A 14168-nucleotide genomic window follows, 5' to 3' on the forward strand; every position below is an offset into this window, starting at 1 on the left:
GCCCCATCGCAACAGGGCAAGAGCAGGAGGCCAGTCATGTTTTTCGACAATGTGGTGATCGCCGGAGTGCTGACTGTCGGCCTCATGGTTCTGTTTTTCGCAGGGTTTGGATTCTTTATCTGGAAAGACGCGAATAAGCGCAAGAAGCCTTAAGTCTTTCCAGGGCAACGAGCACGCAAGGCATTTTGGGCAACTTCGGTTGCCCTTTTTTTTGCCTGTAAGAAAGCTCAAGGCATAAAAAAAGGTGCGTCCCTGGGGGACGCACCTTTTTTGTTGCCGGCTGGGGTATCAGGTACCCAGGATCTTGGAGGCTGCCCAGAACAGGCCGGCGGACAGGGCCACGGTCGCCGGCAGGGTCAGGACCCAGGCCAGTAGAATAGTCCGTACCGTACCGCTCTGCAGGCCGCTCTTGTTGGCGACCATGGTCCCGGCCACGCCGGAGGAAAGTACGTGGGTGGTGGAAACCGGCAGGCTGAAGATGTTCGCCAGGCCGATCAGGCCGGCGGCGGTGATCTGTGCCGACATGCCCTGGGCGTAGGTCATGCCCTGCTTGCCGATCTTCTCGCCAATGGTCTGCACTACGCGCTTCCAGCCGATCATGGTGCCCAGGCCCAGAGCCAGGGCGACAGCCAGGATGACCCAGAACGGTGCGTATTCGGTGGTGGCGGTCAGGTCTTTGCGCAGCTTGTCCAAGTCGGCCTTTTCACGGGCCGAGATGCCTGGCAGCTTGCCGACCTTTTTCGCGGTGTCATCCAGGCAAAGCAGGTAGCGACGCACTTCGATGCGGCTTTCCGGCGACAACGAATGGTAGTCGGAAACGCCCTTGAGGCTGCTCAGGAGCGCGGTGATGGTCGGTTCGGTTTGCTGCGGATTGCAGCGGAACTTGCCCGGCAGGTCGTCTTTCACGCTTTTGCCCAGGGCCAGGAACTCACCCAGGGACTCGTGATTGCGCTCGTAGAACTGGCTCAGGTGCAGAGTGGCGTCGCGGGTCCGCTCGATCTGGTAGGTGGTGCTGTTGAGGTCCATCACGAACTGGGCAGGCACGATACCGATCAGTACCAGCATGATCAGGCCGATGCCTTTCTGGCCGTCGTTGGAGCCGTGCACGAAGCTCACGGCCATGGCCGAGATCACCAGTACCAGGCGGTTCCAGAACGGCGGGTGCTTCTTGTCATCGACCTTGCGGCGCTGTTCCGGAGTCTTGTGCATCTTCGAGATCGGCCGCCACCATTTCAGGCCGATCAGTACCACCGCTGCAATAATGAAGCCCGCCATCGGCGAGAACACCAGGGAAGCGCCGATGTCGATTGCCTTCTGCCAGTTCACGCCATCCCCCAGGGGGATGTCGCTGAGCAGGGCATTGGCCAGGCCGACACCGAGGATGGAGCCGATCAGGGTATGGGAACTGGAGGCCGGAATGCCGAAGTACCAGGTGCCCAGGTTCCAGGTAATGGCCGCGGCGAGCAACGAGAAGACCATGGCCAGGCCGTGGCCGGTGTTGACGTTGATCAGCAGCTCGACCGGCAGCAGGTGGACGATGGCATAGGCCACGCCAACCCCGCCCAGCAGCACACCGAGGAAATTGAACACACCGGAGAAGAACACGGCCAGGTGCGGCGGCATGGCCTTGGTGTAGATAACAGTGGCAACCGCATTTGCGGTGTCATGAAAGCCGTTGATGAACTCGTAGGCGAGGACAAAAGCCAGGGCGAGCAAGAGGCTCACAAGCACCCAAGCATCCAGTCCGCTGAATAAATCGATCATGAAGGTTTTCTGACCCGGTCATAAGGGGGCGCGATTATGCCAGAAAACCCCGCTAATCAATGCACAAGGTGCTCGCCGGTAACATTCTTCAACGAAAAAACTGACCGGGAGCAGAGTTTTCGCATATACCCCTCAAACACGGCAAGCCATTGAGTTTATTGGGCACGAGCGGTCAATCCGATGGCCTGGGCGCGGAAATCAGAGGGTTAAAACGCGTGTATGAAATTTCAACCAAAGGGCTTGCCCGGTAGCCTCTCTCGCTGTGGATGGGCGAGATGGCCATGGGCCCGGGGTAACGAGCATCAATGGTCTGCCTGGCCGCCGGGATGATCGGGCGGGCAAGTAGAGCAAGCCCTGAATGAGTCAGGCTGCCAGCATTACGGCTGTTCGGCCTTGAGCTCTTTTTCCATCTTTTGCAGTTCTTGGGTGAAGGCCTGATCGAGAATACTGGCGCGTTTGCGCCAAGGTTTGCGTTCAGGTTCCGGCTGGGCGGCATAACGGGTGATCTCGCCGCCGTAAACTTCCTTGTAACGTTGCTCCTGGCGCTCAAGTTCAGCGCGCAGTTCATCTTTCGTCACAGTGTTACCTAATTGAGTGAAGGTCCAGTCCGGTGCGACGCATTGCTTGCGGGCATCTACGCAGAGCTGAAGTCAGTGCCTGCCTGGCCATGACTTCGAGTCTCTCAAGCGTGCCGTTAATTGCATGCGGCCACGTCACCGGTGAAAACAACTGTCGTAGCAACAGTGTTGTTGGTTGCAAGCGGGCTGGCCGAATCTGGTTAGGGGTCAAGCGCTTGCGGCAGGTGACCGATTACCGTCTCAAGTCACCCGAGAGAGGAGCATGGGGCAACTGACTCCGCATTCCTCACTCCGGCAGTATAGCGTCGGCGAAGAATAACTCTATGGGTGACAAGTTTAAAATAGCCAACTTCATTGCGAGTATTTTGTGACATGGAAGTTCGAAACAATTCCTACACGATGCTTCCTGTTTTCGTACTCCGCCAATGGAATTCTAGATGGAGTGTCGCTGCTCTTTATACAAGTGGCGAATGGAAAATAGCGCGCAGAGCCAGCTTCGGCTGGCAGATTATTACTCTGCATTTTTGCAATAAAAGAGTGCTGTAGAGGGGGGCGGCCTCAAGCGCCATGGATTGCGATTATCGGTCGCCGGTTCGATAATCGCCCAATGTTGCCGGTGGCAGCTTGTGCTGTCTCTCCAATACGGCTTGTAATACGGCCGAATTTTGTCGCAGGGAACCTGAAATGAACGATCAGATGCGTAATTCCTTCACCTCAGTGGCCCCGCCGATCGTGGCGTCTGCGGCAAAGAGGATTCAGGCGTTGACCGGTGACCCGGATTTCATGACCTCTCTGGCCCGGGGCCTGGCGGTGGTGCAGGCGTTCCAGGAGCGCAAGCGGCACTTGACCATCGCCCAGATCAGCCATCGCACGGAAATCCCCCGGGCTGCGGTGCGCCGTTGCCTGCACACCCTGATCAAGCTGGGTTACGCCACCACCGACGGGCGTACCTATTCGTTGCTGCCCAAGGTGCTGACCCTGGGCCACGCCTATCTTTCATCGACGCCTCTGGCGGTCTCCGCCCAGCCCTACCTGGACCGCATGAGCGAGCAACTGCACGAGGCGTGCAACATGGCCACCCTGGAAGGCGACGACATTCTCTACATCGCCCGTTCCGCCACGACCCAGCGGCTGATCTCGGTCGACCTGTCTGTCGGCGGCCGCTTGCCAGCCTATTGCACCTCCATGGGGCGCATCCTACTCGCGGCCCTGGACGATTCGTCGCTGCACGAATACCTCGACCATGCGGACCTGCAAGCCAAGACCAGCCGCACCCTGCACACCCCGGAAGCCTTGCTGGAGTGCCTGCAGCAAGTGCGCCAGCAGGGCTGGTGCATCGTTGATCAGGAACTGGAGCAGGGCCTGCGCTCCATTGCGGTACCGGTGTATGACGCTTCCGGCCAGGTGCTGGCGGCGCTGAACGTCAGTACCCACGCCGGGCGGGTCAGCCGTGCCGAGCTGGAGCAGCGCTTTCTCCCCGGTTTGCTGAGCGCCAGCCGCGATCTGAGCGCGCAGTTGTTTGCTTAAGCTGTTCGATAAACGCACAGATACGCCTTTGGCGAATTGACGCTGTTTCCCCTGGCTCATTAATGTCGCGGCAGCGTCATCGGCGGCAAGCTGGCATCTTCGCCCGCCGCTGGTGGCCCGCCCAATAATAAAGAAGAGGCCAACACTCATGAGCACGCTTTCCCTGCGTCGTTGCCGCGACCGTTCCTGCCGTCCCGCTCGCATCGCCTGATATCGCCACCCCTTTAGTGACCTGATCAGCCCTGGCGGCCTGTGCTCGCCTGCGTTTTAGCGTGGAAATAACAACAATGAACCAACCCCAATCCGCTGTAGGGAACTGCCTTGATGTGCAGTCCTTCATCAATGCCCAGCCGCTGTCCCGTTACCAGTGGCGCGTGGTGATCCTGTGTTTCCTGATTGTCTTCCTCGATGGCCTGGACACCGCGGCCATGGGCTTCATCGCCCCGGCGCTGTCCCAGGACTGGGGCATCGACCGCGCCAGCCTCGGCCCGGTCATGAGCGCTGCATTGATCGGCATGGTCTTCGGCGCCCTGGGCTCCGGCCCCCTGGCCGACCGTTTCGGCCGCAAGGTGGTGCTGGTGGGGGCGGTGCTGCTGTTTGGTGCCTTCAGCCTGGCTTCTGCCTACAGCACCAACGTCGACCAGTTGCTGGTCCTGCGTTTCCTTACCGGCCTGGGCCTGGGGGCGGGCATGCCCAACGCCACCACGCTGCTTTCCGAATACACCCCCGAACGCCACAAGTCGTTGCTGGTGACCAGCATGTTCTGCGGTTTCAACCTGGGCATGGCCGGCGGCGGTTTCATTTCCGCCAAGCTGATCCCGGCCTTCGGCTGGCACAGCCTGCTGCTGATCGGCGGGGTCCTGCCGCTGATCCTGGCCCTGGTGCTGGTGCTCTGGCTGCCGGAGTCCGCGCGTTACCTGGTGGTGCGCAATCGTGGCACCGACAAGGTGCGCAAGACGCTGGCGCCGATTGCCCCGGCCATAGTCGGCGAGGCTGGCAGCTTCAGCGTGCCGGAACAGAAGACCGTGAAGGCGCGCAACGTGTTCGCGGTGATCTTCTCCGGCACCTATAGCGTCGGCACCCTGTTGCTGTGGCTGACCTATTTCATGGGGCTGGTGATTGTCTACCTGCTCACCAGCTGGCTGCCGACCCTGATGCGCGACAGCGGGGCGAGCATGGAACAGGCGGCCTTTATCGGCGCCCTGTTCCAGTTTGGCGGCGTCCTTAGCGCGGTGGCCGTGGGCTGGGCCATGGACCGTTTCAACCCGCACAAGGTGATCGGCTGTTTCTACCTGCTGGCTGGGGTCTTTGCCTACGCCGTCGGGCAGAGCCTGGGCAACATCACCCTGTTGGCCACCCTGGTGCTGATCGCCGGTATGTGCGTCAACGGTGCGCAATCGGCAATGCCGTCGTTGGCCGCGCGCTTCTACCCGACCCAGGGGCGTGCCACCGGGGTTTCCTGGATGCTTGGCATCGGCCGTTTCGGCGCCATTCTCGGCGCGTGGATGGGGGCGACCCTGCTGGGCCTGGGCTGGAACTTCGAACAAGTGCTGACTGCCCTGGTGATTCCGGCGGCCCTGGCCACCACCGCGGTGGTAATCAAGGGCATGGTCAGTCACGCAGACGCGACCTGACCGCGGACTACCCTGTAGCCGCTGCCGCAGGCTGCGACCGGGCTCGAAGGGCCCGCTGCTCCTGAAGGGCGCAGAAGGTTCTTCGAACGTTATCCTCGCCCGCAGCAGCGGCCCCAGAAGGCCGGCAGGGCTGTTGCGGGGTTGAAGAGAAGCAATCGATAGCCCTGCAACAATCTGTTCGATAATCGAACGTTCAGTCGATTATCGGATTGTTTGGGGTTTGGCCCCGGCTTAATCTTCAGTCACTGCGGCGCGCCCAGAGCGCCTTTTTCTCCAGTCGCTGAATAACAATCGGGAGACCCCATCCATGGCTGAAATCCTTTCGCTGCACGACGCGGTGAAGCAATTCGTCAACGACGGCGACACCGTCGCGCTCGAAGGCTTCACCCACCTGATTCCTACGGCCGCAGGTCATGAAATCATCCGCCAGGGCAAGAAAGACCTGACCCTGGTGCGCATGACCCCTGACCTGATCTACGACCAGTTGATCGGTGCCGGTTGCGCTCGCAAGCTGATTTTCTCCTGGGGTGGCAACCCGGGCGTGGGCTCCCTGCACCGCCTGCGCGACGCCGTGGAAAAGCAATGGCCACAGCCCCTGGAGATCGAAGAACACAGCCACGCCGACCTGGCCAACGCCTATGTCGCCGGCGCCTCGGGCCTGCCCTTTGCCGTCCTGCGGGCCTACGCCGGTTCCGACCTGCCCAAGGTCAACCCCCTGATCAAGACCGTGACCTGCCCGTTTACCGGTGAAGTGCTGGCGGCGGTGCCTTCGGTGCGCCCGGACGTCACGGTAATCCACGCGCAGAAGGCCGACCGCAAGGGCAACGTGCTGCTGTGGGGCATTCTCGGGGTACAGAAAGAGGCCGCCCTGGCCGCCAAGCGCTGCATTGTCACCGTCGAGGAAATCGTCGACGACCTGAACGCGCCGATGAACGCCTGCGTACTGCCGACCTGGGCGCTGAGCGCGGTCTGCCATGTGCCTGGTGGCGCCCATCCGTCCTACGCCCACGGCTACTCCGAGCGCGACAACCGCTTCTACCAGGCCTGGGACCCGATCGCCCGCGACCGTGAGGCGTTCACCGCCTGGATCAACGAATACATCCACGGCAGTGCCGATTTCAGCGAATTCCAGGCCAAGCTGGCCGCAGCTTCGGAGGCCCAGTAATGACCTACTCCACCAATGAAATGATGACCGTGGCCGCGGCCCGTCGCTTGCAGAACGGCTCGGTGTGCTTCGTCGGCATCGGCCTGCCGTCCAAGGCCGCCAACCTGGCACGCCTGACCTCATCACCGGACGTGGTGCTGATCTACGAGTCCGGCCCGATCGGCGCCAAGCCCAGCGTCCTGCCACTCTCTATCGGTGACGGCGAGCTGGCGGAAACCGCCGACACCGTGGTGCCTACCGGCGAGATCTTCCGCTACTGGCTGCAGGGCGGGCGCATCGACGTGGGTTTCCTCGGCGCGGCCCAGGTCGACCGTTTCGGCAATATCAACACCACCGTGGTCGGCGACTACCACCGGCCCAAGGTGCGCCTGCCGGGCGCCGGCGGTGCTCCGGAGATCGCCGGTTCGGCCAAGAGTGTGCTGATCATCCTCAAGCAATCCTCGCGCTCCTTCGTCGACAAGCTGGACTTCGTGACTTCGGTCGGCCACGGCGAAGGCGGCGATTCGCGCAAGCGCCTGGGCCTGCCAGGGGCGGGGCCGGTGGGCATCATCACCGACCTGTGCATCATGGAGCCGGAAGCCGGTACCCACGAATTCATCGTCACTTCGCTGCACCCGGGCGTGACCCGCGAGCAGGTGGTGGCCGCCACTGGCTGGGCGATCCGCTTCGCCGACCAGGTGGCCGAGACCGCAGCACCCACCGAGGTTGAACTGACCGCCCTGCGTGACCTGGAAGCGCGCACCGCCGCGGCCCATGGCCAAGCCCCTGGAGAAGCCTGATGCGCGACGTATTCATCTGCGATGCCATTCGTACCCCCATCGGCCGTTTTGGTGGCGGCCTCTCGACAGTGCGCGCTGACGACCTGGCGGCGCTGCCGATCAAGGCCTTGATGGAGCGCAACCCCAGCGTGGACTGGAGCTCCGTGGACGAGGTGTTCCTCGGCTGCGCCAACCAGGCCGGCGAGGACAACCGCAACGTGGCGCGCATGGCTCTGCTGCTGGCCGGCCTGCCGGACAGCGTGCCCGGCGTCACCCTCAACCGTCTCTGCGCCTCGGGCATGGACGCCATCGGCACGGCCTTCCGCGCCATTGCCAGCGGGGAGATGGAGCTGGCGATTGCCGGTGGCGTCGAGTCCATGTCCCGCGCGCCCTTTGTCATGGGCAAGGCCGATACCGCCTTTTCGCGCAACATGAAGCTGGAAGACACCACCATCGGCTGGCGTTTCATCAACCCGCTGATGAAGGCCCAGTACGGTGTGGATGCCATGCCGCAGACCGCCGACAACGTGGCGGATGACTACAAAGTGTCCCGCGCTGACCAGGACGCCTTCGCCCTGCGCAGCCAGCAGCGTGCCGCGGCGGCCCAGGCCGCCGGTTTCTTCGCTGAGGAAATCGTTGCGGTGCGCATCGCCCACAAGAAGGGCGAGACAGTGGTGGAGCAGGACGAGCATCCCCGTGCCGACACCACCCTGGAAGCCTTGGCCAAGCTCAAGCCGGTCAACGGCCCGGACAAGACCGTCACCGCCGGCAATGCCTCCGGGGTCAACGACGGTGCGGCGGCGCTGATCCTGGCCTCGGCCGAAGCCGTCAAGAAACACGGCCTGACCCCGCGTGCGCGAGTACTGGGCATGGCCAGCGCCGGGGTTGCGCCGCGGGTCATGGGCATCGGCCCGGTGCCGGCGGTGCGCAAACTGATCGAGCGCCTGGGCGTGGCGGTCAGCGACTTCGACGTGATCGAACTCAACGAAGCCTTCGCCAGCCAGGGCCTGGCGGTGCTGCGCGAGCTGGGCTTGGCGGACGATGCGCCCCAGGTCAATCCCAACGGCGGCGCGATTGCCTTGGGTCACCCGTTGGGCATGAGTGGCGCACGCCTGGTACTGACGGCCTTGCACCAGTTGGAAAAGAACGGCGGTAAGAAAGGCCTGGCCACCATGTGCGTGGGTGTCGGCCAAGGGCTGGCGCTGGCTATCGAGCGCGTTTGACTGCCTGCCTTATATAAGAAGAGAACGAGGAACCACCATGAGTGACAAGCCCGGTTACCGGCGCCCGCAAGCGGGCACTCAGCCTGATTACCTGCACCCGGCCTACCAGTCGACCAACACCCGCTCGCCGTCCAAGCCGCTGGTGTTCATTCCCCACTCGCTGTCGGAAATCACCGGCCCGAGCATCGGCGCCGAGTCGATCCAGGAACGGGACAACGACCTGACGGCCCAGCACGAAGGGCAGCCCCAGGGCGAGCGCATCATCATCCACGGCCGGGTTCTGGACGAGAACGGCCTGCCGGTGCCGGGCATCCTGGTGGAGATCTGGCAGGCCAACGCGGCCGGTCGCTACAACCACGACCGTGACCTGCACGATGCGCCCCTGGACCCGAACTTCACCGGCACTGGGCGCACCGTTACCGACGCCGAGGGCTGGTACCAGTTCCAGACCATCAAGCCCGGGGCCTACCCCTGGGGCAACCACCACAATGCCTGGCGCCCGGCGCATATCCATTTTTCGCTGTTCGGACCGAGCATTCTTACCCGCCTGGTGACCCAGATGTATTTCCCTGGCGACCCGCTGCTGGCTTATGACCCGATCTACAACTGCGTGCCGGACACCCGCGCCAAGGAACGCCTGATCGCCAGCTTCGACCTGGAGAAAACCATCCCTTCCTACGCCCTCGGTTACCGTTGGGACATTGTCCTGCGCGGCCGCGACGCCACGCCGATGGAGAAATAACGTGACCCTGACCGCGACTACATCCCACACCGTCGGCCCCTACTACCACATCGGCCTGACCTGGCTGAACCGCGAAGACCTGACCGAGGAAGGCACCCTGGGCGAGCGGGTGGCGATCACCGGCCAGGTGGTGGACGGCAACGGCAACTTCGTCAACGACGCGATGCTGGAAGTCTGGCAAGCCAACGCCGCCGGCAAGTACCGCCACCCCGAAGACGATCAGGCCAAACCCCTGGACCCGAACTTCCAGGGGTTTGGCCGGGTGCCGGTGGACGCCGAAGGGCGCTTTCGCTTCACCACCATCAAGCCGGGCACGGTGCCGGGCCTGAACGGCACGACCCAGGCCCCGCATCTGGTGGTACTGGTGTTCGCCCGCGGTTTGGTCAAGCACCTGCTGACCCGCATCTACTTCGACGGCGAGCCGGCCAACGCCAGCGATCCGCTGCTGGCCTGCGTGCCCGAGGAGCGCCGGGGCACCTTGCTGGCCAAGGCCGATGCTGACGGTCACTACCAGTGGAACGTGATCCTCCAGGGTACTGACGCCGAAACCGTGTTCTTCGACTACTGACCCGGCCTTGTGTGGCCACTGCCGCGGGTTGCGTAGCAGGCGCGGCGGGCTTGAGACCGGCGGAGGTTCGGCTTGAGACCGCCAAGCAAGGCCCTTCGGGCCTTTTCGCAGCCTCGCCGTGGCTTGGCAGCGGCTACAGTCGCTACAGGTTGACAGGGTCGATTGACCTCTGCCCGGGAGCGGGCAGGGCGCTAACCGCAGGGAACGGGAATGTTGCCAAGTGTGTCTAGACTCACACTGTCCCCCATGAGTGAAAAAACCATGACAACAACGACCAGTCACTACACCGGAGAGGAACGCAGCAAAAGGATCTTTGCCATTGTCGGCGCCTCCTCCGGCAACCTGGTGGAATGGTTCGACTTCTATGTCTATGCCTTTTGCGCCATCTATTTCGCCCCGGCCTTCTTTCCCTCCGACGATCCGACGGTGCAGTTGCTCAATACCGCCGGGGTGTTCGCCGCCGGCTTTCTGATGCGGCCGATCGGCGGCTGGCTGTTCGGCCGGGTCGCCGACCGTCATGGGCGCAAGAACTCGATGATGATCTCGGTGCTGATGATGTGCGCCGGCTCCCTGGTGATCGCCTTCTTGCCGACCTACGCCAGCATCGGTGCCTGGGCGCCGTTCCTGCTGCTGGTGGCGCGCCTGTTCCAGGGCCTGTCGGTGGGCGGCGAGTACGGCACCACCGCCACCTACATGAGTGAGGTGGCGCTCAAGGGCCAGCGCGGCTTCTTTGCCTCCTTCCAGTACGTGACCCTGATCGGTGGGCAACTGCTGGCGGTGCTGGTGGTGGTGATCCTCCAGCAGTTTCTCGATGAGGCCGAGCTCAAGGCCTGGGGCTGGCGCATTCCCTTCGTGATCGGTGCCATCGCCGCGGTGATCTCGCTGCTGCTGCGCCGTTCGCTGAAGGAAACCACCAGCAAGGAAATCCGTGAGGACAAGGACGCCGGCAGCATCGCTGCGCTGTTCAAGAACCACTCGGCGGCGTTTATCACCGTGCTCGGCTACACCGCCGGCGGCTCGCTGATTTTCTACACCTTCACCACCTACATGCAGAAGTACCTGGTGAACACCGCGGGCATGCACGCCAAGACCGCCAGCTACATCATGACCGGCGCGCTGTTTCTCTACATGTGCATGCAGCCGCTGTTCGGCATGCTGGCGGACAAGATCGGCCGGCGTAACTCGATGCTCTGGTTCGGTGCCCTGGGTACGCTGTTGACGGTGCCGATCCTGCTGACCTTGAAGACCGTCACCAGCCCGTTCCTGGCCTTTGTGCTGATCACCCTGGCCCTGGCCATCGTCAGTTTCTACACCTCCATCAGCGGCCTGGTGAAGGCCGAGATGTTCCCGCCGCAAGTGCGCGCACTCGGGGTGGGCTTGGCTTATGCGGTGGCCAATGCGATCTTCGGTGGCTCGGCGGAATGGGTGGCCCTGAACTTCAAGAACATGGGCATGGAAAACACCTTTTACTGGTATGTCACGGCGATGATGGCGATTGCCTTCCTGTTCAGCCTGCGCCTGCCGAAACAGGCCGCCTACCTGCACCACGACCTTTGACCTGTGTACCTGTGCCCGGCTCGGGCGCAGGTTTGCCAAGGACTGTTTATGACCCTGACTGCGAGCAATCAGTTGTTCGATGCCTACTTTACTGCCCGGGAAATGCGCGAGGTGTTCTGCGATCAGGGGCGGGTCCAGGCCATGCTCGATTTCGAAGCCGCCCTGGCCCGGGCCCAGGCCCGCGTCGGGGTGATCCCGGCCAGTGCAGTAGCGCCCATCGAGGCCGCCTGCCATGCCGGGCTGTATGACTTCCAGATGCTGGGCGAGGCGATTGCCACGGCCGGCAACTCGGCCATTCCCCTGGTCAAGGCCCTGGGCCGGCAGATCGCCCGCAGCGATGGCGAGGCCGAGCGCTTTGTGCACCTGGGGGCCACCAGCCAGGACGTGATGGACAGCGGGCTGGTGCTGCAACTGCGCCGCGCCATGCACCTGCTGGAGCAGGACCTGGAGCGCCTGGGGGACATCCTTGTTGCCCGGGCCCAACGTTACGCCACGACCCCGATGGCCGGCCGCACCTGGCTGCAACATGCCACGCCGGTGACCCTGGGGATGAAGATCGGCGGCTGGCTGGGGGCATTGACCCGCAGCCGCGAGCGCCTGCAGCAGCTCAAGCCGCGTTTGCTGGTGCTGCAGTTCGGCGGCGCTTCCGGAACCCTGGCGGCTTTGGGCGAGCAGGCCTTGCCGATTGCCCAGGCCCTGGCCGACGAGCTGCAATTGGCCCTGCCGGAGCAGCCCTGGCACACCCAGCGCGACCGCCTGGTGGAGTTCGCTTCGGTGCTGGGCCTGTTGGCCGGCAGCCTGGGCAAGCTGGGGCGGGATATCAGCCTGCTGATGCAGACCGAGGCGGCGGAGGTCTTCGAGCCCTCGGCGCCGGGCAAGGGCGGGTCGTCCACCATGCCGCACAAGCGCAACCCGGTGGGCGCGGCGGTGCTGATCAGCGCCGCGACCCGGGTTCCCGGCCTGCTGGCGACGATGTTTGCCGCCATGCCCCAGGAGCACGAGCGCAGCCTGGGCCTGTGGCACGCCGAATGGGAAACCCTGCCGGAGATCTGCTGCCTGGTGTCTGGCGCGTTGCAACAAGCATTACTGGTGGCCGAAGGCCTGGAGGTCGACAGCGCGCGCATGGCGCACAACCTGGATTTGACCCAGGGCCTGGTGCTGGCCGAAGCGGTGAGCATTGCCCTGGCCCAGCGCCTGGGGCGGGAAACCGCCCACCATCTGCTGGAACAATGCTGCAAGCGCGCAGTGGCCGAGAAACGCCATCTGCGTGGGGTATTGGGGGAGGATCCCCAGGTTACCGCCGAGCTGTCGGCGGCGGACCTGGATCGTCTATTGGACCCGGCGCACTACCTGGGCCAGGCGCAGGCCTGGGTCGAGCGCGCCGTGGCTGAACATTTTGCCTTGAAGGCCTGAAGGAGACTGCTGTGGGATTCGTGAAACTCGCCGAGGGCGAACTGCACTATCAACTCGAAGGGCCCGAGGGCGCGCCGGTACTGGTGCTGTCCAACTCCCTGGGCACCGACCTGCACATGTGGGACAAGCAGATGGCGGCCTTCACCCGGCACTTCCAGGTGCTGCGCATGGACACCCGTGGCCACGGCCGTTCCCTGGTCACCGAAGGTCCCTATAGCATCGAGCAACTGGGCCGCGACGTGGTGGCGCTGCTGGATGCACTGGATGTCCAGCGTGCGCATTTCTGTGGCCTGTCCATGGGCGGGCTGATCGGCCAGTGGCTGGGGATCAATGCCGGCGAGCGTCTGCACAAGCTGGTGGTGTGCAACACCGCGGCGAAGATCGGCGACCCGTCCGTATGGAACCCGCGGATCGAGACCGTGCTACGTGACGGCCAGGCGGCCATGGTGGCGCTGCGCGATGCCTCCATCGCCCGCTGGTTCACCAGCGACTTTGCCGAAGCTCACCCTGACCAGGCCAAGCTGATCACCGACATGCTCGCGGCCACCTCGCCACAAGGCTATGCGGCCAACTGCGCGGCGGTGCGGGACGCGGATTTCCGTGAACAGCTGGGGGCGATCAAGGTGCCCACCCTGGTGATTGCCGGCACTGAAGACGCTGTGACACCACCGTCCGGCGGGCACTTCATCCAGCAGCATGTGGCGGGCGCGGAGTATGCCGAGTTCTATGCTGCGCATCTGTCCAACGTCCAGGCCGGCGACGCTTTCAGCGCCCGGGTCGTGGATTTTCTGCTGGTCTGAGAGTCGATTCAAGGAGCCCTTTGTGGACGAGAAACAGCGTTATGACGAAGGCATGCAGGTTCGCCGCGCGGTGTTGGGCGATGCCCATGTGGACCGCAGCCTCAATGCCCTGACCGAGTTCAACTCGGAGTTCCAGGAAATGATCACCCGCCATGCCTGGGGCGACATCTGGACCCGCCCGGGCCTGCCGCGACACACCCGCAGCCTGATCACCATCGCCATGCTGATCGGCATGAACCGCAACGAGGAGCTCAAGCTGCACCTGCGGGCCGCCGCCAACAATGGGGTGAGCCGCAGCGAGATCAAGGAAGTGATCATGCAGAGTGCGATCTACTGCGGAATCCCGGCGGCCAACGCCACTTTCCACCTGGCGGAATCGGTGTGGGACGAACTGGGCATCGAATCCCGCAGTTGATGCGCCCGGGTTGCACCGCGCGAT

The 14168-nt window shown here is 63.4% G+C and carries 14 protein-coding genes; 12 read left to right on the forward strand and 2 right to left on the reverse strand.

The annotated features are described in order from the left end of the window. Window positions 1–36 precede the first annotated feature (36 nt). Entirely contained in the window at window positions 37–153 is a 117-nt protein-coding gene (gene ccoM, locus ABCR88_RS06865; protein ID WP_015634423.1) for a cytochrome c oxidase subunit CcoM, read from the forward strand. A gap of 135 nt (window positions 154–288) precedes the next feature. On the opposite strand, the gene ABCR88_RS06870 is transcribed toward ccoM, so the two are convergent. Then, window positions 289–1764 (reverse strand): inorganic phosphate transporter, encoded by a 1476-nt coding sequence (locus tag ABCR88_RS06870; protein WP_041116324.1) that lies wholly within the window; start codon window positions 1762–1764, stop codon window positions 289–291. A gap of 377 nt (window positions 1765–2141) precedes the next feature. Continuing rightward, a complete protein-coding gene (locus ABCR88_RS06875; RefSeq protein ID WP_011059656.1) occupies window positions 2142–2342 on the reverse strand; it encodes a hypothetical protein in 201 nt (66 codons plus the stop codon). Window positions 2343–3026: 684 nt separating this feature from the next. Here ABCR88_RS06875 and pcaR point away from each other — a divergent pair. The 11 genes from pcaR to pcaC all read left to right on the forward strand — a co-directional run bounded on the left by pcaR (window position 3027) and on the right by pcaC (window position 14144). Next, the gene (pcaR, locus tag ABCR88_RS06880) at window positions 3027–3869 is read left to right on the forward strand and encodes a pca regulon transcriptional regulator PcaR (protein WP_011059657.1); all 843 of its coding nucleotides are present in this window, start codon (window positions 3027–3029) and stop codon (window positions 3867–3869) included. 287 nt (window positions 3870–4156) lie between these two features. After that, window positions 4157–5503, forward strand: coding sequence for an MFS transporter (locus ABCR88_RS06885; protein WP_011059658.1), 1347 nt, complete (start codon window positions 4157–4159; stop codon window positions 5501–5503). A 307-nt stretch (window positions 5504–5810) separates the two neighbouring features. After that, window positions 5811–6668 carry a CoA transferase subunit A gene (locus ABCR88_RS06890; protein WP_011059659.1) on the forward strand — a complete coding sequence of 286 codons (858 nt, stop codon included), beginning with the start codon at window positions 5811–5813 and terminating at the stop codon, window positions 6666–6668. Then, window positions 6668–7447, forward strand: coding sequence for a CoA-transferase subunit beta (locus ABCR88_RS06895; RefSeq protein WP_011059660.1), 780 nt, complete (start codon window positions 6668–6670; stop codon window positions 7445–7447). The genes ABCR88_RS06890 and ABCR88_RS06895 overlap by 1 nt, the downstream gene beginning before the upstream one ends. Then, the gene (gene pcaF, locus ABCR88_RS06900) at window positions 7444–8649 is read left to right on the forward strand and encodes a 3-oxoadipyl-CoA thiolase (protein WP_350024120.1); all 1206 of its coding nucleotides are present in this window, start codon (window positions 7444–7446) and stop codon (window positions 8647–8649) included. Before ABCR88_RS06895 ends, pcaF begins: the two co-directional genes overlap by 4 nt. A gap of 37 nt (window positions 8650–8686) precedes the next feature. Further along, window positions 8687–9391 (forward strand): protocatechuate 3,4-dioxygenase subunit beta, encoded by a 705-nt coding sequence (pcaH, locus tag ABCR88_RS06905; protein WP_047284232.1) that lies wholly within the window; start codon window positions 8687–8689, stop codon window positions 9389–9391. A 1-nt stretch (window position 9392) separates the two neighbouring features. Continuing rightward, window positions 9393–9959: a protocatechuate 3,4-dioxygenase subunit alpha gene (pcaG, locus tag ABCR88_RS06910; protein ID WP_232642736.1), complete on the forward strand. Its 567-nt coding sequence runs from the start codon at window positions 9393–9395 to the stop codon at window positions 9957–9959. 246 nt (window positions 9960–10205) lie between these two features. Continuing rightward, window positions 10206–11516: an MFS family transporter gene (locus ABCR88_RS06915; RefSeq protein WP_350404273.1), complete on the forward strand. Its 1311-nt coding sequence runs from the start codon at window positions 10206–10208 to the stop codon at window positions 11514–11516. A 48-nt stretch (window positions 11517–11564) separates the two neighbouring features. Continuing rightward, window positions 11565–12929: a 3-carboxy-cis,cis-muconate cycloisomerase gene (locus ABCR88_RS06920; protein ID WP_350023682.1), complete on the forward strand. Its 1365-nt coding sequence runs from the start codon at window positions 11565–11567 to the stop codon at window positions 12927–12929. Window positions 12930–12940: 11 nt separating this feature from the next. Beyond that, window positions 12941–13729 carry a 3-oxoadipate enol-lactonase gene (gene pcaD / locus ABCR88_RS06925; RefSeq protein WP_350023683.1) on the forward strand — a complete coding sequence of 263 codons (789 nt, stop codon included), beginning with the start codon at window positions 12941–12943 and terminating at the stop codon, window positions 13727–13729. 22 nt (window positions 13730–13751) lie between these two features. Then, window positions 13752–14144 carry a 4-carboxymuconolactone decarboxylase gene (pcaC, locus tag ABCR88_RS06930; RefSeq protein ID WP_011059667.1) on the forward strand — a complete coding sequence of 131 codons (393 nt, stop codon included), beginning with the start codon at window positions 13752–13754 and terminating at the stop codon, window positions 14142–14144. Window positions 14145–14168 lie beyond the last annotated feature (24 nt).

It is taken from the genome of Pseudomonas sp. W17 (assembly GCF_040268305.1).
Taxonomy (GTDB): domain Bacteria; phylum Pseudomonadota; class Gammaproteobacteria; order Pseudomonadales; family Pseudomonadaceae; genus Aquipseudomonas; species Aquipseudomonas protegens.

What these genes read in the sequence shown, in the direction of transcription:
- ABCR88_RS06870 (WP_041116324.1), bottom strand. Translation starts at nt 1,764, where the DNA reads ATGATCGATTTATTCAGCGGACTGGATGCTTGGGTGCTTGTGAGCCTC.
- ABCR88_RS06895 (WP_011059660.1), top strand. Translation starts at nt 6,668, where the DNA reads ATGACCTACTCCACCAATGAAATGATGACCGTGGCCGCGGCCCGTCGC.
- ABCR88_RS06920 (WP_350023682.1), top strand. Translation starts at nt 11,565, where the DNA reads ATGACCCTGACTGCGAGCAATCAGTTGTTCGATGCCTACTTTACTGCC.
- ccoM (WP_015634423.1), top strand. Translation starts at nt 37, where the DNA reads ATGTTTTTCGACAATGTGGTGATCGCCGGAGTGCTGACTGTCGGCCTC.
- pcaH (WP_047284232.1), top strand. Translation starts at nt 8,687, where the DNA reads ATGAGTGACAAGCCCGGTTACCGGCGCCCGCAAGCGGGCACTCAGCCT.
- pcaR (WP_011059657.1), top strand. Translation starts at nt 3,027, where the DNA reads ATGAACGATCAGATGCGTAATTCCTTCACCTCAGTGGCCCCGCCGATC.
- ABCR88_RS06885 (WP_011059658.1), top strand. Translation starts at nt 4,157, where the DNA reads ATGAACCAACCCCAATCCGCTGTAGGGAACTGCCTTGATGTGCAGTCC.
- ABCR88_RS06890 (WP_011059659.1), top strand. Translation starts at nt 5,811, where the DNA reads ATGGCTGAAATCCTTTCGCTGCACGACGCGGTGAAGCAATTCGTCAAC.
- ABCR88_RS06915 (WP_350404273.1), top strand. Translation starts at nt 10,206, where the DNA reads ATGAGTGAAAAAACCATGACAACAACGACCAGTCACTACACCGGAGAG.